This is a genomic window from Flavobacterium cryophilum (genome assembly GCF_048286555.1).
In the GTDB taxonomy this organism is placed as follows: domain Bacteria; phylum Bacteroidota; class Bacteroidia; order Flavobacteriales; family Flavobacteriaceae; genus Flavobacterium.
This window is the reverse complement of the sequence record NZ_JBLVPZ010000012.1, coordinates 100,123-122,734: the sequence shown is the minus strand read 5'-3', so window position 1 is coordinate 122,734 and position 22,612 is coordinate 100,123. Positions and strand designations below refer to the sequence as shown.

Below are 22,612 nucleotides of genomic sequence, written 5' to 3'. Positions count from 1 at the left end.
ACATATAAAAAAAAGGGCAAATGTTGTTGAACATTTGCCCTTTTTAATTTATTATTTTGGATCTAAGGCTTCACCAATTCTAGAAATTAAATCTTGTAAGTGGTATCTACTCAATCGATCAGTCATTCTTGATGAGGCTAATTTCATCTCGTTTTTCAAATTATTCAATTGTCCTCTGGAAATTGAAGGTAAATCGGTTTGCGCCAAATTTACTTTTCTTGTCGTAAAACCATAAGTAACACCTACTGGAACCGCTCTAACCATGGTTGTCCCTGGTTTAAGTAATTCGATCATTTTGTCTACATACAATTTTTGTATATTTCTACGATACACGTCAATGGAACCACTTCCTTTTAATTCTGAAAAGATTCCGTTTTTTAAGTCATTTATTAATTCATCAGCTGAATAGTTGTCTTTACTCATAGAAGAAGTTTCTATAAGGCGAACAATTCTATCGCCTGCCAATAAACTTGTTAAAGTAGCATCTTGCATCCCTTTTATCGCTTCAACACCATTTTCTGGGTTTATTTTCGAAAGGATATTTTGATCCAATAACCATTTTGGTGTGGTAAACAATTGAGTGTTTAAGAATAACACGGCATCTTTTTGAATGGCTTTTGGAACTACTTCAAATTGATTTCCAGTCATGTCATACGTTTTTGGAGAATCATAGATTCCACCTACGTTTTTAGTAACATGTCCCATATATCTTCTGAATTGTCCTGTAAGCGCACCATAAAGTTCATCTAGCTCAGCATAACTTTCCCCGTTTTCTCTAGTCCACTCTAATAAATTAGGTAAAATTCTTTTCAAGTTTTTAATTCCATATTCAGAGGCTCTCATCGCATTATCTCCAATATCCTCCGTTTGATATCTTGGATCGTAAGGACTAGATTCTGTACCAAACCATAAACGGTTATTTTTGTACGCTTCTTTAGTCATTTCATTCAACTTCGCTTTTTCTGCAGTTTCAGTTTTAGCATCATCAAAATAAGAATACCCCCATTTAATCGCCCATTTGTCATAATCGCCAATTCTAGGGAATAAGGCTGTAACGCCATCTTCTGGTTGCGCTACGTAATTGAAACGTGCATAATCCATGATAGAGGAAGTATGTCCATTTTTTTCTTGGTACGCTGCATCTCTTAGTTTTTCCACCGGAGTGGCTGAACTTGCTCCCATGTTGTGGCGTAATCCTAAAGTATGTCCTACTTCATGAGATGAAACAAAACGGATTAATTCTCCCATTAATTTATCATCAAACTTTTTAGATCTTGCAGCAGGATCTACAGCAGCAGTTTGAATTAAGTACCAGTTTCTTAAAAGGCTCATAATATTGTGATACCAACCAATGTGACTTTCCAAAATTTCACCGCTTCTAGGGTCATGAACATTAGGACCATAAGCGTTTTGAATCTCAGCGGCGAAATATCGTAATACTGAAAAACGGGCATCTTCCAAGCTCATTGTTGGGTCGTTTTCTGGCCAATATTCGCCACGTATAGCATTTTTCCATCCGGCACTTTCAAAAGCAACCTGCCAGTCGTCAATACCTTGTTTGATGAATTTTTTCCATTTTTCAGGAGTTGCAGGGTCAATGTAATATACAATTGGTTTTTTAGGCTCAATTAATTCCCCTCTTTTTTGTTTTTGTGTATCTTCTTCAGATTTTGGCTCTAAACGCCATCTCACTGCAAATACTTTGGTATCTGATTTTTGAGATTCTTCTTCAAAAACATCATATTGGTTCGCAAAATATCCAACACGTGCATCAAATTCTCTTTTGCGCATCGGGATTTTTGGTAATAAAATCATAGAGGTATTCATCTCTACCGTGATTACTCCCGCATCTAATCCAGAAGGTAAATTTACTCCAATTTGTGGTGTAGGAGTAATTGAAATCCTCGGAGGTGTGGTCGTGAATGTTTTTACACTTCTAATCTCAGTATTTATAGGATAACTGCTTATTTTTGAAATGAATGACTTGTCTTTTTGAAATGCTTGTATGTTTAACAATTGTTTCTTTATAGGATCTAACGAAAAGGTTTGTACGTCACCATCGAAAGTGCTCGTTAAGTCGATCACATAACCAGCATTATTTTTCCCGGTTGAATCTTTTTTGAATGCCAAGATATCATAATTTCCAATAATTGGGTCTGAAGTCGAATTCTTAACAGCCTGTGCCATTGGTTTATCTTCGTCTGGAGACATGATAACATAAGTAACTGATCTAAGAAGAAGGTTATTGTTCAGTCCTTTTTCCCAACGAACAACTTGTCTGTTGATTTCTTCTCCTCCAAAAATTCCCCCTCCAGCAGGAGTCTTAGAATATCGGGTAATGGTCATTATTTCACTTCCTAGAAGGGAGTTTGGAATTTCAAAAAGATATTTGTCATTAATTCTATGAATGTCAATCAGTCCTTTTTGTGTTACTGCCGTTGAGTCAATAACTTTTTTGTACGGTTTGGGCTCTTTCTTGCCGTCTTTTGATTCTGGTGCTTTTGCTTCAACTTTAGCGGAGGCATTTTTGTCTGCTCGTCTCTTTTTTTTGCTTTGTGCAAATGTGCCTTGTGCAAAACAAAATAACAAACAGGTAATAATTAGCGTTAGTTTTTTTTTTACCATTTAGTTTTTAGGTTAATAAGTTTTAGATTGGTTTTAATTTATAAGTCGCATTTTAGTATGTTTTGTTACGACTAGGGTCAAATCTATTGATATATTTTAATAAATAGTTAATATTTCGGTACAATTTAAAATAATTAACACTATTAGGCAGCTATGAGTTACTAGCTTTTTCTTTGCCGTAAAATGATTTTTCTCAGGAAAAGAATTATTATTTAGACATACCTTTGTTTTTTTAATAATATAGTAAGCCATTTTTTTAATTTTCAGAAATGTCCAAAGTGCCAAAAAACGATTTTTTGTAAAAGTTTTTTGTAATATTACTACATAAATCAGTTGGGATGAGAAAAATTAAATACAAGAACGGAAAGAAAATGCAACCCTATAATTTAGAATATACTGGTATTCATAAAAGTAAGGAATCTGAGCTGCAGTTGTTTGTTTATGATGATTTGAATCTTACCGAACATAATGATTTTAAGGTTTCGGATTTAGATAAATATATTGATGAACAAAAAACAAACTGGATTAATATACACGGTTTAAATAACGTGACTTGGTTAAAATCCATTGGCGATTATTTTAAAATCGACAATTTTATGTTGGCTGATATTTTGAATACCACCCGAAGAACAAAATTGGAAGAATCTCATGATTTTTTGTTTTTTAATATAAAATCGCTGCTGCCTGCGGAAAATTCAGATAATATAAGTGTAGAGCAAATTAGTTTTTTGTTAAAAGATGGAATTCTTATTTCTTTTCAGGAAAAGCGAAGTGATTTTTTTACCCATATTAGAGAACGCATTCGATCCCATTCAGGAATAGTCAGAACAAAGAAAGCGGATTATTTACTGTACATCCTTCTGGATGCTATCATGGAAAATTTTTACGTCACGTTAGAAAATGAGGAAGACAAAGTAGAGGAGTTGATTAATCTTACAAAGGAAAGTGTTGATCCAATAATTTTAGAAAAAATAGAAAAGCACAGGGATAATTTAAATTTTTTAAAACGTTCGATTGTTCCGCTTCGGGATTCGCTGTATGATATAAAAAGTATAAAAGACGACAACATATTTAATGTCGTGGAAGCTGATATTTTTAGTTTTTATTCCCGATTGCATCAGAAGAGTTTAGAACTTTTAGAACAAATTGAATCTGATATGGGTTCTTTGGAAAGTGCCTCTAATTTCTTTTTTTCGGCACAAACGCATAAGATGAATGAAATTATGAAAACCTTGACGATTGTATCTGCAATATTTATTCCGCTTACTTTCGTTGTGGGAGTTTACGGAATGAATTTTGAATATATGCCGGAACTCAAGCGTCATTATGGGTATCATACCGTCATTGGCGCTATGTTTTTAATAGTGATTGGAATGATTATTTATTTTAAAAAACGCCGTTGGTTTTAGAAAATTAAAAAGGAATACATCCCGTTAATTTGAAATTAAATTTAAAAATAAAAAAATGAACAAGGCAATATACATTGCAACAAGCGAGCAAAATAGCGGAAAGTCAATTATTACGTTGGGATTGATGAGTATGCTTATAGGCAAAATGGCTAAAGTAGGTTATTTTAGACCGATTGTCGAAGATTTTGAAGAAGGCGGATTTGACAATCATATTGAAACTGTGATTGGACATTTTGGAATGGATATCGACTTTGAAGATGCATATGCCATTACAAAAAGTAAATTAATCAAAAAGAAAAACAAAGGAAAAATAGGAGAGGTTCTTGATTTAATTATTGAAAAATATAAGAAATTAGAGGAACGTTTTGATTTTATTTTGGTTGAAGGAACCAGTTTTACAGGAGAAGGAACTGTCATTGAATTAGACATGAATGTTCTAATTGCCAAAAATCTTGGTATTCCAACGATAATTGTTGGCTCTGGAGTTGGGAAAACATTAGAGGAATTGATCGATAGTCTTTATTTGGCATACGATTCATTCAAAGTTAAAGATGTCGAGGTTTTGGCTGTCATTGCTAATAAAGTGCAACCTGAAAACATTGAATTAGTGACCAACGGTTTAAAGAAAAGTTTACCTAAGAGTATATTGGTCAATTCAATTCCTCTAGTTCATAATTTGAATAATCCTACGGTACAGGAAATTGTAAATGTATTAGATGCTAAAGTTTTATTTGGTTCGGCACATTTAAACAATCAAACCGGAAATTTTAGCGTAGGTGCCATGCAATTGTGTAATTATTTGTTGCATTTAAAAGAAAATAGTTTGGTGATCACTCCTGGAGACCGAGCCGACATTATTCTAGGCGCATTGCAAGCCAATGAATCTGTAAATTATCCCACCATTTCCGGAATTGTTTTGACAGGAAATATTTTGCCGGAAATCAGTATTTTGAAACTGATAGAAGGACTTTCGACCGTTGTTCCCATTATCGCGGTGGAAGAAGGGACTTATTTTATCACCAATAAAATAGGTTCCATTAAATCTAAAATTTATGCGAATAACATACAGAAGATTGAAACCTCTATCACTACTTTCGAAAAATATGTTGACTTAGATAATTTGGCTGAAAAGCTGATTACTTTTGAAGCGGAGGGAATGACGCCAAAAATGTTCCAATATAATTTAGTAAAACGAGCAAGACAACATCGAAAACACATTGTTTTACCGGAAGGAAATGACGAAAGAATCATCATTGCGGCTTCACAATTATTAACGATGGATGTAGTTGATATTTCGATTATTGGCAACAAAAAGCAAATTGAAAATAAAGTTGCGGAGCTCGGGCTACCTTTCGATTTTTCTAAAATCGAAATTATAAATCCGATAGAATCCGAGAATTATGATGATTATGTAAACACCTACTATGAATTGCGAAAAGCAAAAAATGTAACCATAGCAATGGCCAAGGATTTAATGGAGGATGTTTCGTATTTTGGAACGATGATGGTTTATAAAGGTCACGCAGACGGAATGGTTTCCGGAGCAGCACATACCACACAGCAAACGATATTGCCAGCTTTACAATTCATTAAAACTAAACCCAATTCCTCAGTGGTTTCCTCTATATTTTTTATGTGTCTTGAAGATCGTGTGTCGGTTTTTGGAGATTGCGCCATTAATCCAAATCCAACTGCGGAACAATTAGCAGAAATAGCAATTTCATCTGCTGATTCCAGTTTGGCTTTTGGTATTGAACCAAAAATAGCAATGCTTTCGTATTCTTCAGGTTCATCAGGAAAAGGCGATGAAGTCGATAAAGTGAGAACGGCTACTGAAATAGTAAGAAAAAAACGCCCTGATTTAAAAATTGAAGGACCTATACAGTATGATGCTGCTGTTGATATGAATGTGGGTAAAAGTAAAATGCCAAATTCAGAAGTGGCAGGGCAAGCCAGTGTTTTAATCTTCCCGGATTTAAATACAGGAAATAACACCTATAAAGCCGTGCAAAGAGAAACCGGCGCATTAGCAATTGGCCCCATGTTGCAAGGATTAAATAAACCAGTAAATGATTTAAGCCGCGGTTGTACGGTGGATGATATTATCAATACAGTCGTGATTACAGCGATTCAAGCACAAGGATTATAAAATGAAAATAGTAATTATAAACTCGGGGAGTTCCTCCATAAAATACCAATTAATTAATATGCCGGCAAATGAAGTCATTTGTACGGGGATGATTGACAGAATAGGACTGGAAACCTCGAATCTAACTTACATTACGGCTACTACCAAATTAGAGGAGACATTGCCGATAGCAAATCATAAAATTGGGTTGGAAAAAATAGCCAAGTTACTGATGGATCAAAAGGTGGGAGTAATTAAAAGTACGGATGAGATCGAAGCTGTAGGTCATCGTGTGGTGCATGGCGGAAACGATTTTTCTAATACGGTGATCATTACCAATGAAGTAAAAGATAAAATCAGACAGCTTTTTGATTTAGCGCCTTTGCATAATCCGGCTAACTTAGAAGGAATAAATGTTGCCGAGGAAATTTTTAATTCAGCAAAGCAAGTAGCTGTTTTTGATACGGCGTTCCATCAAACGATTCCTGTTGTAGCACACAAATATGCGGTACCAAATTATCTTTTGACGGAAAATAAAATACGCGTTTACGGTTTTCACGGAACGAGTCATAAATATGTTTCAGAAAATGCGATTCATTATTTGAAGCAAAATTCTACCAATGTAGGTTCTAAAATTATTACGATACATTTAGGAAATGGGTGTAGCATGACCGCTATAAAAGACGGAAAAAGCATTGACCATACGCTTGGTTTTGGTCCAATGAACGGATTAATTATGGGAACCCGATGCGGTGATGTGGATCAGTCCGTGATTTTTTATTTGGTGAATTCTTTAGGGTATTCCTTGGAAGCCGTAAATACCATGTTACAAAAACAAAGCGGAATGCTGGGACTTACCGGTTATAGCGATTTAAGAGAGATAGAAGCCCATGCAGGAAATGGAAATTCAGATTGTCAATTGGCTTTAGCGATGAATGCGTACCGAATAAAGAAATATATTGGTTCTTATGCCGCCGTTTTAAATGGACTCGATGCCATTATTTTTACCGCTGGAATTGGCGAAAATTCTTCTTATATTCGAAAATTAGTATGTACGGATATGGATTATTTCGGAATAGAATTGGATGCCTCCAAAAATGAAATTCGTTCGAAAGAAATTCAAGAAATCAACACCCCCGATTCGAGAACTAAAATACTGGTTATTCCTACCAATGAAGAAATTGAAATCGCCAATCAGGTATTTGCATTGCTAATTAACTGATAAACAATAAACTCCAAAAAAGCTTCTGTTTACGGAGGCTTTTTTTATGCCTTTTATTTGAGAAATCTAATTATATTTGGCTATAAAACAACACATTTTGAAAGTAAGAATTACGATAATAATCCTTTTATATTTTATTTCATCCCAACTTTTTGCTCAGGAGTTGCTTCCTTTTGTCGAGAATTACAGCAAATCAAATTATCAAGGAGATAATCAGATTTGGAGCATCGCACAAGGAAATGACAATGCCATGTATTTTGCCAATAATTATTATTTATTGCGGTACAATGGCGTCAAGTGGGAGAAATACAGTTTGCCTAACAAAACAATTATTCGTTCTGTAATGGTCGATGGGGATCGTATATATACCGGTTCGTACAAAGAATTTGGGTATTGGTTCCGAAAACAAGGAAAGATGTATTACGTTTCTATTTCCTACCCGAATACAACTAAAGTTTTTGATGAGAATGATAATGAAGAGATTTGGAAAATCTTTAAATTTAATAATAAAATATACTTTCAGTCTTTTAATGGACTTTTTATTTATGATGGAAAAGTAATTAAAAAAAATAAGTTTGATTTTCTTGTTTCTTACTGTTTCCCCGTTGGTACTGAATTATTAGTGGCTTCAGTAGAAAAAGGAATTTACAAAATGAAGAATTCCAAGTTTGAAAAGGTGCAAGGGTGGTCTCTTTTAGAAAATAATGTAATTCATGCTATTGAAAAATTTCAAAATAAAACGTATTTTTTTACTAAAAATAATGGGGTTTATGTGGACGATAATGGCGTTTTATATCCTTGGCAAAATCCTTTAAATGATATTTTGAAAACGGCTAATATCAATGCAGCGACGTTTATTAAGAACAGTAAATTAGTTATTGGAACCGCCAGTAAAGGCGTTTATTTGATTGATTTAAAAACTGATTCTTACAAAAATATTAACCGAAACAATGTCTTGATGAACAACTCAATTTTGAGCATTGGCTTGGACAAAGAGAATGATTTATGGCTTGGATTGGATAATGGAATTGCTCATGTTGAGGTTAATTCACCAATATCAATTTTTTATGATAATTCAGGGATTTTAGGTTCGGTGTACTCGGTTGCAAATACTCCAAAGGGATATTTGATGGCTTCCAATCATGGAGTTTTTAAATATGAGGACAAGAAACTGGCTTTGATTCCAAATACGCAGGGGCAAGCTTGGAATATTACTAAAATAAATAACCAATACCTCATAGGACACAATGAAGGTACTTTTGTCTATGAGGACGGAAGAGTCTCTAAATTGAGTGCCGTAAATGGAGGCTGGAATTTAGTAAAAAGTGGCATCAACAATTCGTATTTGCAAGCTACGTACAGCGGTGTGATTATTTACAACGACAGGAACGATTTAAGTCAGAAAAAAGTTGTAAAAGGACTTTTAAAACCGATAAAATATGTTGCGCAAAATAAGAAAAATGAAATATGGGCAGCGGATAATAATAGAGGCTTGTATCGTATTTTGTTAAATGATGCATATGAGACAATTGACATCAAAAATGTTACCCAAAACAGTAAAATAAGTAATGATTTTGGCGTGAAAATATTTGAGTTTAGAAACGAAATACTTTTTTTGATTAATAAATCCTGGTACACCTATAATTCAATCAGCAATCAATTAGAAGAAAATGAATTGTTTAATTCTAATTTTAAAAATGTATCAAATATTGTTTCTATTGATGAAAATCACTTTTTGATACTGCAAGAAGGACTTTTGTATCCTATTTATGCCGATGGCAATAAATTTATCCGTACTATTATTCAAGAGAAATATTATAGAGGAAAAATCATTAATGACAATGTAAAAGTTTTTAAAAACAAGGACAATTATCTGTTAAACCTGGATGATGGTTTTATTTCTGTACAGTTAAATTATACGAATAAGAAAGCCTCAAATATAAGTATTGAAGCTTTTGTTGATGATAGTTTGGTTGAAAACAAGTCAAATATTCCTTATAATTCGGAGCTTCGCATTCATGTACTATCGGGTGTTTTTGGAGCAACAAGACCTAATTTATTTTATAAAATCAATGGAACCAAAGAATTTATTCCCGTTAATGAAGGTTTAATTGTTCTGAATAATTTGAATAGTGGTTCCAATGAGATTACTGTTTATCTTCATGATGGACTAAATTATACTACAATTTCCAGCTTCCAATTTGTGGTGGCTAAACCATGGTATTTTTCTCTTTGGATGATTTTATTATATGTAGTTGTAATTGGAGGTGTTTTGTATCTGTATTACAAGTGGAATAAAATGCGCTACTTGCAGAAACTGGAATTACGTGATGAAGAGCTAAAACATCAAAAGAAAATTCTGGAGATAGAATTAAAAACCGAAAACGAATTAAATGTTCAAGAGTATGAAAAACATATTTTAGAACTGGAATTGCAATCAAAGTCTTCAGAGGTTGTTGGTAAATCGCTTTCGATTGCGAAACAAAGTGAAATGATTGAAAATATTCAAGACATTCTGAATTCAGATATGGATTTTAATAAATTGAAAAGTGAAATTAAAAAAGCCATAAAAATTAATGCCGTTAACAAACACGAATGGGAAACATTTGAAACAAATTTGAATCAAATCCACAATGAATTTATAGTTAACCTTTCTAAAAAATATCCAAACCTGACTTCAAAGGACATTAAGCTTTGTATTTATTTAAAAATGAATCTTTCGTCAAAAGAAATTGCCCCCATGATGAATATTTCTTTTAGAGGTGTAGAACTTCATCGTTACCGCCTCAGAAAGAAATTAAATCTTGTTCAGGATAAAAACCTTTCTAAATTTTTATTAACTGTCTAGATAGGGTTTATTTTTAAAAAACACCTTAATATTTTGCTGTATTGTTCGCGAAACTACACCACATCATTACTACATCATATAGATGTGGTTTGTTCTCTTTTGACCTCTCTTAGCTACAGTATCACTTGAATTTATGAGCGCATTTTGTAATTTTGATGTAGTCGTGTAGTATTGCCAGTTTGCTAACTATAACGTTGTAATTATCTACTTTAGCAGCATTAATTTTTTAATAATTTAATACTATATGAAAAATTTTATTTTGGGCCTTATAGTGCTCATTCTACTTCCGGCATATATGTCAGGACAAGTAATTAAAGGAAAAATATCTGATAAAAACGGCATTGGTATTCCAGGTGCGATCATAGTTGCTGTTGATTCAAAAACGAATGCAAACAGTGACTTTGACGGAAATTTTGAAATTAGGGCGTCAGAGGGTGAAATTTTACAAATTTCGATGTTAGGTTTTGAATCTAGTTCCATAGCCGCTACTGCAAACCTGATGCATATTGTTCTTCAGGAAGATCAAGAAATGCAATTAGATGAAGTTGTTGTTATTGGGTATGGAACCCGTAAAATAATTGATAATACGTCTTCGATCACTTCATTGAAAGCAGAAGAAATTTCTAAAACTAAAGTGTTGAATGCTTCACAAGCCATACAAGGAAAAGCCGCAGGAGTTCAAGTAATTTCGTCTGATTTACCGGGAAGTTCACCTACTGTTGTTATTAGGGGACTAGGCACAGCAATTGGCGGACGCACACCATTATTTGTGGTTGACGGAATGCCTACAGATAATATTAATAATATTAATACTAATGATATTACGTCTTATGAGATCTTGAAAGATGCCTCTTCTCTCGCTATTTATGGTACCAGAGCCGCTAATGGGGTTATCATAATTACCACCAAAAAAGGAAAAGGCGACAAAGTTTCGGTAGAATTTGAAACTTTTGCGGGGTTTAGGCAGCCTTTGAAAAAAGTGAAAATGGCAGGAAGTAATAAGTTTTCGCATTATTCGAATGCTGCACTACAATCCACTACTTTTTCGCAAGATCAACCAGTAAATACAGATTGGTTTGATGCTATTACCAGAACAGGATCGTATACTCAAAATAACGTTTCGGTTTCCGGATCAACAGAAAAAATTAAATACTTTTTCAGTGTTGGTAACTACGAAGAAAAAGGAGTTCTCAATGGATTAGATTACAGTCGTACCACCTTTAGAAATAACAATGAGTACAAAATTTCGGATAAGCTAACTTTAAATCAAAACTTTAGTTTTGGTTCGACCAGTTCATCTCCAAAACCTTTGGGAGCTTTTACCACCGCTTATAAACAATCGCCAATAGTTCCTGTTTTTTTTCCTGATGGTCAATATGGCGTTCCTCTAGTGGGAGCTAACGGTTTTGCAGGTACATCTGGTAATTTATTTAACAATGTGGGTAATCCTCTAGCGCAATTAGACTTTTTTGATGAGGAGCAAAGAAGTTTAACGTTGCAAGGCGGTTTGAAATTAGATTATGAAATTTTAGAGTCGTTAAAATTTACTTCCCAATTCAACGGGGAGTATTATTCTTGGAAAAATTATAACTTCTCTGATTCACAAGGAATCTGGATGGCGCAAAACCCAAATACAAGTCCAGCGGATTATGAAGCAGCTAACGAAGGGGTTCCTTTAAATCTATTGACCAAAGGTAGATCACAATATTTCAATTGGAACTTAACGAATTACTTTACCTATAATAAAGTTTTTGGGGAGATTCATGATGTTGAACTTACAGGAGGAATTGAAACGTCTATTAGAGGATCTAGAGAAACCTTAACTATTACCAGAAAAAATGTAAATGCAGATTCTAATTATTGGGCTTTAAACGGCGTTGATTACTCCGGTAATATAATGAATTATAGCGATGTAGTTTCTAATGAAACTAAGTTGGCTTCTTATTTTGGACGTTTTCAATATAAATTAATGGACCGCTACTTATTTACGGGAACACTTAGACGTGATGGTTCGTCTAATTTTGGGAAAGACTATCGTTGGGGAACGTTTCCTGCTTTTGGTTTAGGTTGGATTATTACCAAAGAAGGTTTTATGGCGGATGTCAAAGGAGTTGATTTACTGAAATTAAGAGGAGGTTGGGGTAAATTAGGAAATCAAAACGTACCGCTTAATAATCAAGCGTATGCATCCGGATTGAGTTATTATTTAGGAGGTTCTATTTTGAACGAAGGAACGACTATCAATTCTCAGATTGATCCCAGCTTATCTTGGGAAATTACTGAAGAAGCCTCCGCAGGTGTAGATTTTGAATTCTTAAACAGCAGATTAAAAGGATCATTTGACGTCTATGATAAAACAACCACCAATGTTATTTTAAATACAAAACCATATTTAACTTCTGGAATAAGTAATTCTTCTCCGGCACATGTTGGTGAAGTATCAAACAAAGGGTATGAAATTGCATTGCGTTGGGATGATCAATTGACGGACAATCTGAACTATTGGGTTGGAGGTAATTTTTCAAATAATCAAAATAAACTTTCAGGTTTAAAAGATGCTACTCTGGCACCACTTATTGGTGGAAGTTTAGGAAACGGACAGGATACTAAAATATTAGATAATACTTCCGTTGGTCAGCCGTTAGGTAGCTTCTTTATCTACGAATATGCTGGTTTTGACCCTGCCAATGGAGCCATGTTGTATTACAATACAGCACGCGAAAAAGTAACACAAAATGTTCTCGCTAATGCCGATAAAAAATACGTAGGTTCTATTTTGCCTACTTCCACGTTTGGGGTTAGCCTAGGAATGAACTATAAAAACTTTGATTTCTCAGTAGATGGATACGGAACTTCGGGAGCAAAAGTGTACAATGGTAAAAAAGCACAACGTTTTGGAGGGGAAAATATTGAAGAATCGTTAGCCACTGATTTTTGGACCGTAAACAATACAACGGCTTCAAATCCAGCCCCATTTAATCAAGTTCCTGTTGCTTCTACTTATTATTTAGAATCGGGTGACTTTTTTAGAATCAACAATATTACTTTAGGATATAAAATCCCTTTAAAAGAAGGATTTATAAACTCTTGTAGAATATATGTCAATGCGATAAATCCATTAATCACTCAGAAGTTCTCTGGTTTTTCTCCAGAATTGAATGGGAATGGCGATCCTTATGGAACTCAAGGAATCGAGTTAGATGCTTATCCTACCTTGAGATCATTTGTTATTGGTGCTAATTTAAAATTTTAAGAGTATGAAAAAAATATATATCTCCGTTTTTGTTCTATCCACGTGCTTTTTTTCAGGATGTTCAAATGAGTATTTAGACGTAGATCAAACCGAATCTATTTCTACCAATGATATCGCATTATTCAACAATGATGCCGGTGCAGCAACCTTTGTCACAGCAATTTACAATAAATTTTTAGATTGGAATATGTCTTCCTTTTCTTGGAATGGTGTCTCAAGTATTGCTTCTGATGATGCTGATAAAGGATCTTCAGCAGGAGATTCAGGTTCCGATAAAGATTTAATGGATGCCTTGACCTATAATCCATCAAGTCCTTCCACTAGTGAAATTTTTGTAGCTAATTACGAAGGAATCAATAGATGCAACCAGGCATTAAGTATAATTCCGCAATTAGATCAGGCTAATCCTGCTTTGCGTACCAGGTTAATTGGTGAAGCAAAGTTTTTACGCGCTTTCATGTATTTTACTTTGGTTAAAACCTACGGTGGCGTTCCCATTGTTGATCGTTTGCCAAATCCATCTTCAGAAGAAGATAGAATTATGCAATTAACGCGTAAATCAAGCGCGGAAGTATATGCGCTTATCGAAAGTGATTTGAATGATGCTATTGCAGCATTGCCAAATAAAGCCGCTTATACCGCTTCTGAAAAAGGAAGAGCTTCTCAAGGAGCTGCTTATGCCTTGTTAGCCAAAGTGAATTTATACCAAAAAAACTGGCAGAAAGTGATCGATAATTGTAATTTAGTTACTGGGTATGCGCTCGTTTCTGATTATGCGTCTATGTTTAGATTGGCAGGAGAAAATGATGCTGAATCTATTTTTGAAATTCAAGGTGTGGGCTCTGTTCCTGCTCAAGGAATTAAACAATATTCTCAAACTCAAGGAGCTCGTGGTTCCGGTGGATGGGGTTGGGGTTTTAATACGCCTTCTCAAAGTTTACTAAATGCCTATGAAGCCAATGATGTTAGAAAAAATGCAACGATCATGTTCAGAGGGGCAACTTTATACGATGGCAGAGTAGTACCCGCAGATGCAGATAACCCAATGTACAATTACAAAGCCTATTCTTCCGCTTTTTCTGGTCAGGATAATTCAGATACGAATATCAAGTATTTGCGTTATGCCGAAGTAATTCTAATGAAGGCAGAAGCATTGAACGAATTGAATCAAACTCCTGCTGCCATTGCTTTGTTAAACCAAATTAGAACAAGAGCCGGACTAGCCAACACTACATTTACTTCACAAGCGAATATAAGAACTGCAATTTGGAAAGAAAGAAGAGTCGAAATGGCCTTTGAACACGACAGATTTTTTGATTTAGTTCGAACAGGAACGGCACAAGCGGTAGCTGCTTTTGCCATTCATGGCAAAACATTTGTACCGGGTAAACATGAAGTATTTCCTTTGCCACAACTATTTATTACAGAAGCCGCTGGATTGTCAGCTCAAAATCCTGGGTATTAATTCTTAAAACAGTAAAAATGAAAAAAAATAAATATATTTTCTTGTTTGCTTCTGTCCTCGCTTCACAATTTTTTGTGAGCTGTAACGAGGATAGTATCGATAAAGTAAACAGTCCAATTGCTTATGAAGCTATTGGAGGTTACGAAAGCTCAGATGAAATTGCTGCCGGTAATTTGGTCACTAAATTGAGTTTTGAAAACAATCTTACGGACAGTAAAAATAATATCACAGGTTCCGTTGGAACAAATGTAGGTTATGCATCCGGAATCAAAGGAAATGCCTATTCAGGATCTAGTTCTCAGGAACGATATGCTGTTGCAAATGCAACAGCGGCAATTACTGCTTTAAATAATTTTACGGTTGCTTTTTGGATGAATACGGCAAATACTGTTGATCCGGCAACCCCTGGAATAGGGAAAGGTGCCCAAGGTATTTTTTCGATAGTAAGACCTTTAAAAGATATGGGAGCATTGAATTTGTTTTTAGAAAACCCGAACAGTAATTTTCCAAACAGATTGCGATTAAAGCTAAATCTAGATAATGGAAGATCCAGTGTCTCTTGGACTAGTCAAGGTGTAATCATGAATTTAGATAATAGTTTGAACCAATGGATTCATGTTGCTTTTACTTATAACGCAAGCACGAGTATTGTATCTGCTTATGTTAACGGAGCATTATGTACAAATTTAACTGATTTCCCATATGCTCCTGCTGCTGGCGCCGCAGGAATCGCGCCCTTGTTTGCAGATAATCCAGGAGACATAAATAACAGCAATAAGACTCCAAAATATGGTGCTTTTGAAATGACGGGTACCAATGGTAAAGTAGTTTTTGGAACACATCAATTTGAAACAACTCCGCCTTTAACTAATATTTCGCAACAAAATTGGGCAACTAGTTTTGCGGGATTATTAGATGAGTTCAGAATTTATAATGTGGCTCTTTCTATAAACGAAATAGCAGCACTTGCAACATTAGAAAAAGACAACAGATAAAAGAGTATAAACCGCTGGTTTTTTAAAAACTAGGGATTTATTTAAAAATTATTAATCCTATTATTTTATTAAAATGAAGATTTCTCTCTGCTTACTGGTTTTTATTAGTTTTTTAAATTCCTGTTCTTCATCAACTCCGGAAAGTAAAGGAGGCTCTGGTACTCCATTGCCAACGACCTCAAAAACCCCTCTGACTGATGCCCAAGCTATGGATCAGGTTCAAAAAGATGCGATTAAGTATTTTTGGGATTATGCCGAACCCAATTCTAAACTGGCAAGAGAACGCTATCATACGGATAATCCTAGTTTCGAAGCAAACAAAGTAACCACTGGTGGTTCTGGTTTTGGGTTAATGTCTTTGATTGTTGGTGTTGAAAGAGGTTTTATACCAAGAGCAGAAGCAGTTAGCAGAATGACAACAGCAATGAATTTTCTAGATAAAGCAGATCGTTTTCATGGAGCATGGGCCCACTGGATGGATGGAACAACGGGTAATGCAATTTCATTTGGTAATAAAGATGATGGTGGTGATATAGTTGAAACGGCTTTCTTATGTCAAGGTTTAATTGCTGTTAGAGAATATTTTAAAGACGGAAATACACAAGAAAAAGCATTGTCTGTCAAAGCGGATAATTTATGGAAAGGGGTAGAATGGAGTTGGTATACTAATGGGGAAAACGCGATGTATTGGCATTGGTCTCCTACTTATCAATGGGAGATGAAATTCAAATTAGAAGGTTATAACGAATGTTTGATTGCCTATATACTTGGAGCCGCTTCACCTACACATCCCATTCCTGCCGCAGCGTATCATGAAGGATGGGCAAGAAGTGGAGCCATTGCAAGTGGAAAGACACAATATGGAATTCCTTTAATTTTCAAATACAACACGGTTTCTGGAAATGCTGGACCATTGTTTTGGGCACAATATTCTTATTTAGGACTAGATCCTTCACAATTAACAGATCAGTATGCAGACTATTGGGCTTTGACACAAAATCAAGCTAAAATTATTTACAGTTATAGCGTGGCTAATCCAAAAGGATGGAATGGTTATTCAGATAAAGTTTGGGGACTTACCGCGAGTTATTCTCGTAATGCTGACGGGACAACGGGATATTCAGCTCATGATACAGATAATGATTTGGGTGTGATAACTCCAACTGCAGCACTTTCGTCATTTCCTTATACACCAGAAGAATCCATGAAGTTTCTTCATTATTTATACGATGAAAAAAGAGCAGAGTATGTTGGAATTGCAGGACCTTATGATGCTTTTTCACCGCATTATAATTGGGTAACGACCCGTTATTTAGCCATTGATCAAGGTACAATTGCACCCATGATTGAAAATCATCGCACTGGTTTATTATGGAAATTATTCATGAATGCTCCAGAAATAAAACCGGGTTTGGCAAAATTGGGCTTTCATTCTACAAAATATAATTTGTAAGGTATGATGAAGTATTTAATTATAGCAGCCGCCTTTTTAGTATCCTGGAATTCCTTTTCTCAAACTGAGATTGTTGGGAAAATCAAAACGGAAGTGGTCAAAAAACACGAATTAAATTATGTGTTGCATCTTCCAGTGGATGCCAAAGAAAAAAAACCGCTGATTATTTTTCTACACGGTTCTGGAGAAAAAGGAACGGATATCGAAAAAGTAAAAGTGCATGGACCGTTCAAGTATTTGAAAAGTCACGACCTGGACGCCTATGTTTTGGCACCACAATGTCCGGAAAATGAATATTGGGATGAAGAAGTATTGTATCGTTTGATTCTAAAAATCCAGAAAGAACACAATATTGATCCCAGCAGAATTTATCTCACAGGTCTTAGTATGGGGGCTTGGGGCGCTTGGAATCTAGCTTTTGCACATCCCGAAATGTTCGCCGCATTAGTCCCAATTGCGGGATTTGTAGATCGGGTTCCCATCATCGAAAATTGTAAAATCGCAGCAATTCCAATTCAAATTTTTCATGGATTGCTGGATGATGTCGTAAATGTGGATTATTCCATTACGATTTATAAAAAATTAAAAAGTTGTAACGCCAATGTGGAATTAACCATTTTTGATGATGCAAATCACGATAGTTGGTCCCGTGTATATGACAACCAAGAAATTTATGATTGGATGTTTAAACAAACAAAAAACAAGGAAAATGAAAATTAAACTTATTATACTACTTTTTGGAATTTCTCTTTTTGGCTACAGCCAAAAAAAGCAAACTAAAAAGAACGTTAAAATTAAACCTAAAACTGAATTTGTTGCCGAATTAATATCGAAAATGACTTTGGAAGAAAAAATTGGGCAATTAAATTTACCCACTTCCGGAGATATTACTACAGGAGAGGCCAACAGCTCCAATGTTGCCAAAAATATAGCAGAAGGTAAAGTGGGCGGTTTGTTCAACATCAAATCCGTTCAAAAAATATATGAAGTTCAAAAGATTGCTGTCGAAAAAAGCCGATTGAAAATTCCGTTGCTTTTTGGAATGGACGTCATTCATGGCTATGAAACCACATTTCCGATTCCTTTGGGAATGTCGGCTACTTGGGACATGAAATTAATTGAAAGAAGTGCTCAAATTGCGGCACAAGAAGCCAGTGCCGATGGGATAAATTGGACATTTTCGCCTATGGTTGATATTTCCCGCGATCCACGTTGGGGAAGAGTTTCTGAAGGTTCAGGTGAAGATCCGTTTTTGGGAAGCCAAATTGCAAAAGCAATGGTCAACGGTTATCAACAAAATGATTTGTCTCTCAATAATACCATTTTGGCCTGTGTCAAACATTTTGCTTTATACGGCGCGCCAGAAGCAGGACGTGATTACAATACAGTTGACATGAGTCGAATCAGAATGTATAATGATTATTTTCCTCCGTATAAAGCCGCCGTTGATGCTGGCGTAGGTTCGGTTATGGCTTCTTTTAATGAAGTAGACGGAATTCCCGCAACCGGAAATAAATGGTTAATGACGGATGTGTTGAGAAAACAATGGGGTTTTGGCGGTTTTGTGGTAACTGATTTTACAGGAATTCCTGAAATGATCGAACACGGAATGGGAGACTTGCAAACCGTATCGGCTTTGGCATTAAATGCCGGAATTGAAATGGATATGGTGGGCGAAGGTTTCCTGACGACTTTAAAGAAATCAGTGGAGGAAGGAAAAGTAAGCATCGAACAAATTGATAATGCTGTTCGTCTTATTTTGAATGCCAAATATGATTTGGGCTTGTTCCATGATCCGTATCGCTACACAGATGCTAAAAGAGCTAAAACAGAAATATTTACAGCAAGCAACAGAGCCGAAGCCCGAAAAACAGCTTCTCAATCTTTAGTTTTATTAAAGAATAAAAATCAGTTGCTTCCTTTAAAAAAGTCAGGAACTATTGCTTTAATCGGACCATTGGCTGATGCCAAAGAAAATATGGCAGGAACCTGGAGTGTGGCCACCAATATGGAAAAATCCATTTCACTATTGGCAGGGATCAAAGAAGTAGGTGGTAATGCAACCAAAGTGCTTTACGCCAAAGGAAGCAATCTGGATTATGATGCGGCTTTCGAAGAAAAAGCGACGATGTTTGGCAAAACCTTGCATCGCGATAGCAGAACTACCGAAGAATTATTGGCGGAAGCCTTGAAAATAGCGAATCAATCCGATATAATTGTTGCTGCGCTTGGCGAATCTGCAGAAATGAGTGGAGAAAGCAGCAGCCGAACCAACTTAGAAATCCCTCAGGCACAAAAAGATTTGTTGCAAGCCTTATTAAAAACGGGAAAACCGGTGGTGTTGGTTTTATTCACAGGTCGTCCTTTGGTTTTAGTGCAAGAAAATGAAACAGTTCCGGCTATTTTGAATACTTGGTTTGCAGGAAGTGAAGCGGGAAGCGCGATTGCTGACGTTTTGTTTGGAAATGAAAATCCTTCCGGAAAATTAACAGCCACGTTTCCAAGACGTGTAGGGCAGGTGCCTATTTATTACAATCAAAAAAATACAGGAAGACCGTTAGGTAACAAAGAAGGTAAATTTGAAAAATTCAGATCCAATTATATAGACGAAAGAAACGAACCTTTATATCCTTTTGGTTTCGGATTGAGTTACACCACTTTCGACTATTCGAATTTGAAGATATCATCCGATAAAATGAAGTTCAACGAGAAAGTAACGGTTAGCGTTGATGTTACAAACACAGGAAATTATGATGGTAAAGAAGTCGTTCAATTGTATATTAGAGATTTAGTTGGGACCATTACTAGACCTTTAAAAGAACTGAAAGGATTCCAAAAAGTAACCATTAAAAAAGAAGATAAAAGAACAGTAACATTCGAAATTTCGGTTGAAGAATTAAAATTTTATAATTCTGATTTACAATTTATTGCTGAACCGGGTGCTTTTCAAGTTTTTGTCGGTACCGATTCCACTACAGATCATAAAGTTGGTTTCGAGTTGATTAAATAGATTTGGTTTGTTTATTTAGTTAGTAATTTTCCCTTCGGTATTTTATCGAAGGGTTTTTTTATACAAAAAAATATGCTTTTAACAACGTCAGGAACAGTATTGAATAATTTTTTTATAAATTCAAATAAAAGCTTCGCCGTTTTGTTTACAGATGATAGCGGTTAAGAAGCGAACCATTAGTATAGAATAATTTTTTTATAAAAAGCGTACTTAATTTTTGCATTAAAATGCACGTTATTACCGACGCCTTATTTTAAAAGTGCTGTTACAAAGGTGGATTGTTTTTGATTTTTTTTACCGAGAAATAGGAAGTGAATCCGATTCCCAAAAGCAAAATGATTGCTACTGCAAAAAGAAGTTCATTTACGTACGGAATTATGATGTAACTGAACGATGCAACGCCTTGCAAGGCCAAAACTAACTCATTTAGTAAAACTCCAATAGAAAACAGCAACAATCCGATTTTTATACCCCGACTTATAAATAACAAGTGATTAGCATAAATGTAAAACAACAAGAACAATGAGATTACAGCCAGTAAAACCAAATGCAGATACGCTATTACAATGGGCCTGAAACTAAAAGCTAAATTACTTATTACCGGAATAGTTGAACCCAGTTGCAGCAACAATTTTACACTCAGTGCTACAGTTGCGAATAATAGTATGTAACGCAATAATGGGGAGAAATTTTTCAAAAACTCTATTTTGTTTTTTATTAAAATTAAGAGAAGTCTAAACCAAGCAAAAACCTGAACTATCGCAGCAAGAACGGTAAGCAAATAAATCCAGTTGGGTAATTTTAACCACAATGTTGATAAAAAATAAGCAGGAATGCAGGCAACTACAAACAGTTTCAAAGAAGTTTCATAAAAAGGGTTTTCTGATTTTCTTAGGTTTAAAAATCCAAACATTAAACCCATACAGCCAAAGAAAAACCAACCATTGTATTGAAAATGAAGAAAATAATAGATAGAAGATAAATAATAATCTTGAACAATATTTTTAGTCGCCATCATGTACGCCAAATAAAACGTGCCGAATGAGGAAATGATATTAAAGAAAATAGCTGCTTTAAACCAATTTATGGATAAAAAATCGCTGTCAATTTTTTTCAAATCTTTAGTGTAATAATAACCAAAAATATACGAAATTAAAATAGAAGCTGTAGAAGCGATTATAGAAATCATTCCATAGCCTTGAATAATAAAAGAGACCAGCATTACATAAGAAATAATCAAGTTGGCGATAATTATTTTTCGGTATTTGTTTACTTGAAATTCAGCTGTTTTCTTCTGAAGATAATACACCATTAAAGTCATCAAAGTATGGCTGACCCAACCGGAAAACGCAAAATGAGAATGGGAATGCTGCAGGTATTTTTGATCTAAATAAGGAAATTCAAAGCCTATTTTATAACGCATCAAAAGGCCTAAAAAAGCCACAATACATAAATTCAACAAGGATAATTTTAACCAAAACTTTATATTTAATTCCATTTTAATAATATATTTTATGATTGACAATCTCTAGTTTGTCGCAGGTGTTCATCTTACATAAAACGCGAATTACTGTTTCTACCCGCAGACCGGTGAAATTTGCGATTTCCTGACGCGTGTAAGGAATTAATACTTTTTCAGTACAGCATTCCAATGTTTTTTTATACGTATTTAAAAAGGCGACAATTCTAAACTCGGGTTTTTGATTTATAATTTCTTTTGATGTGTTTGATTTCAAATGGATTTTGTTAGCCAATAAAATTAAAAAGGATTTTTGAATCGCCGGATATTCTTCAAGAATTTTTATAAATTTATCTTTTGATAGCTTTATAATTGTACTGTCTTGCAGGGTAATTGCTTTAGACGGATACGGTTGATCTATAAACAACGGAGGTTCTCCAAAACTCTCTCCTGTGCAAAAAACACCTTGCGTAAACTCTTTTCCTTCATCATTAGAATTAAACATGCGCACGCTTCCATCAATGATCTGGTAATAAAAATGAGCCTCGTCATCCTCATCAAAAATGATTTCATTTTTTTTGTATTTTTTAGATACAGCACCCCAGGTGAACAGTAAATCTATGTCTATTTGCATGGTTATTGTGTGAATTATTGCTACCGTTTGAACATACCTGAATTAAAAAATTAAGCTAAAATAATATAAATATATAAAAATTTTAAAAGGTATCTACCTGATAAATAAGAG

13 protein-coding genes are annotated in these 22,612 nt (G+C 34.8%); 10 read left to right on the top strand and 3 right to left on the bottom strand.

Annotation, left to right across the window (positions count from 1 at the left end):
* Positions 1 to 51: 51 nt before the first annotated feature.
* Complete coding sequence (locus ACNQGJ_RS15255) at positions 52 to 2,625, bottom strand: zinc-dependent metalloprotease (protein ID WP_417974350.1); 2,574 nt, start codon at positions 2,623 to 2,625, stop codon at positions 52 to 54.
* A 338-nt stretch (positions 2,626 to 2,963) separates the two neighbouring features.
* Here ACNQGJ_RS15255 and corA point away from each other — a divergent pair, with 338 nt between their 5' ends.
* From corA to bglX, 10 genes are all read left to right on the top strand, one after another.
* Positions 2,964 to 4,034, top strand: a complete 1,071-nt coding sequence (gene corA, locus ACNQGJ_RS15250; protein WP_417974352.1) for a magnesium/cobalt transporter CorA — start codon at positions 2,964 to 2,966, stop codon at positions 4,032 to 4,034.
* Positions 4,035 to 4,089: 55 nt separating this feature from the next.
* Positions 4,090 to 6,183, top strand: a complete 2,094-nt coding sequence (gene pta / locus ACNQGJ_RS15245) for a phosphate acetyltransferase (RefSeq protein ID WP_417974354.1) — start codon at positions 4,090 to 4,092, stop codon at positions 6,181 to 6,183.
* A 1-nt stretch (position 6,184) separates the two neighbouring features.
* On the top strand, positions 6,185 to 7,384 hold the full coding sequence (locus tag ACNQGJ_RS15240; protein WP_417974356.1) for an acetate/propionate family kinase: 1,200 nt from the start codon (positions 6,185 to 6,187) through the stop codon (positions 7,382 to 7,384).
* Between the two features lie 97 nt (positions 7,385 to 7,481).
* Positions 7,482 to 10,232 carry a helix-turn-helix and ligand-binding sensor domain-containing protein gene (locus ACNQGJ_RS15235; RefSeq protein ID WP_417974358.1) on the top strand — a complete coding sequence of 917 codons (2,751 nt, stop codon included), beginning with the start codon at positions 7,482 to 7,484 and terminating at the stop codon, positions 10,230 to 10,232.
* A 244-nt stretch (positions 10,233 to 10,476) separates the two neighbouring features.
* Entirely contained in the window at positions 10,477 to 13,485 is a 3,009-nt protein-coding gene (locus ACNQGJ_RS15230) for a SusC/RagA family TonB-linked outer membrane protein (RefSeq protein ID WP_417974360.1), read from the top strand.
* Between the two features lie 4 nt (positions 13,486 to 13,489).
* Positions 13,490 to 14,950, top strand: a complete 1,461-nt coding sequence (locus tag ACNQGJ_RS15225; protein WP_417974362.1) for a RagB/SusD family nutrient uptake outer membrane protein — start codon at positions 13,490 to 13,492, stop codon at positions 14,948 to 14,950.
* A 17-nt stretch (positions 14,951 to 14,967) separates the two neighbouring features.
* Complete coding sequence (locus tag ACNQGJ_RS15220; protein ID WP_417974365.1) at positions 14,968 to 15,945, top strand: LamG-like jellyroll fold domain-containing protein; 978 nt, start codon at positions 14,968 to 14,970, stop codon at positions 15,943 to 15,945.
* 73 nt (positions 15,946 to 16,018) lie between these two features.
* Positions 16,019 to 17,398 carry a glucoamylase family protein gene (locus ACNQGJ_RS15215; RefSeq protein ID WP_417974367.1) on the top strand — a complete coding sequence of 460 codons (1,380 nt, stop codon included), beginning with the start codon at positions 16,019 to 16,021 and terminating at the stop codon, positions 17,396 to 17,398.
* 3 nt (positions 17,399 to 17,401) lie between these two features.
* On the top strand, positions 17,402 to 18,118 hold the full coding sequence (locus tag ACNQGJ_RS15210; protein ID WP_417974369.1) for a carboxylesterase family protein: 717 nt from the start codon (positions 17,402 to 17,404) through the stop codon (positions 18,116 to 18,118).
* Positions 18,108 to 20,408, top strand: a complete 2,301-nt coding sequence (bglX, locus tag ACNQGJ_RS15205) for a beta-glucosidase BglX (protein WP_417974371.1) — start codon at positions 18,108 to 18,110, stop codon at positions 20,406 to 20,408. The genes ACNQGJ_RS15210 and bglX overlap by 11 nt, the downstream gene beginning before the upstream one ends.
* Before the next feature lie 265 nt (positions 20,409 to 20,673).
* Here the strand turns inward: bglX and ACNQGJ_RS15200 are convergent, their stop codons facing one another.
* Both ACNQGJ_RS15200 and ACNQGJ_RS15195 read right to left on the bottom strand, forming a co-directional pair.
* Entirely contained in the window at positions 20,674 to 21,906 is a 1,233-nt protein-coding gene (locus ACNQGJ_RS15200; RefSeq protein WP_417974373.1) for a hypothetical protein, read from the bottom strand.
* Between the two features lies 1 nt (position 21,907).
* Complete coding sequence (locus tag ACNQGJ_RS15195) at positions 21,908 to 22,501, bottom strand: Crp/Fnr family transcriptional regulator (RefSeq protein WP_417974375.1); 594 nt, start codon at positions 22,499 to 22,501, stop codon at positions 21,908 to 21,910.
* Positions 22,502 to 22,612: the final 111 nt, after the last annotated feature.

Excerpts from the sequence above, each read along its gene's own strand:
- ACNQGJ_RS15255 (WP_417974350.1), bottom strand. The coding sequence starts at position 2,625 with ATGGTAAAAAAAAAACTAACGCTAATTATTACCTGTTTGTTATTTTGT.
- corA (WP_417974352.1), top strand. The coding sequence starts at position 2,964 with ATGAGAAAAATTAAATACAAGAACGGAAAGAAAATGCAACCCTATAAT.
- pta (WP_417974354.1), top strand. The coding sequence starts at position 4,090 with ATGAACAAGGCAATATACATTGCAACAAGCGAGCAAAATAGCGGAAAG.
- ACNQGJ_RS15240 (WP_417974356.1), top strand. The coding sequence starts at position 6,185 with ATGAAAATAGTAATTATAAACTCGGGGAGTTCCTCCATAAAATACCAA.
- ACNQGJ_RS15230 (WP_417974360.1), top strand. The coding sequence starts at position 10,477 with ATGAAAAATTTTATTTTGGGCCTTATAGTGCTCATTCTACTTCCGGCA.
- ACNQGJ_RS15225 (WP_417974362.1), top strand. The coding sequence starts at position 13,490 with ATGAAAAAAATATATATCTCCGTTTTTGTTCTATCCACGTGCTTTTTT.
- ACNQGJ_RS15220 (WP_417974365.1), top strand. The coding sequence starts at position 14,968 with ATGAAAAAAAATAAATATATTTTCTTGTTTGCTTCTGTCCTCGCTTCA.
- ACNQGJ_RS15215 (WP_417974367.1), top strand. The coding sequence starts at position 16,019 with ATGAAGATTTCTCTCTGCTTACTGGTTTTTATTAGTTTTTTAAATTCC.
- ACNQGJ_RS15210 (WP_417974369.1), top strand. The coding sequence starts at position 17,402 with ATGATGAAGTATTTAATTATAGCAGCCGCCTTTTTAGTATCCTGGAAT.
- bglX (WP_417974371.1), top strand. The coding sequence starts at position 18,108 with ATGAAAATTAAACTTATTATACTACTTTTTGGAATTTCTCTTTTTGGC.
- ACNQGJ_RS15200 (WP_417974373.1), bottom strand. The coding sequence starts at position 21,906 with ATGGAATTAAATATAAAGTTTTGGTTAAAATTATCCTTGTTGAATTTA.
- ACNQGJ_RS15195 (WP_417974375.1), bottom strand. The coding sequence starts at position 22,501 with ATGCAAATAGACATAGATTTACTGTTCACCTGGGGTGCTGTATCTAAA.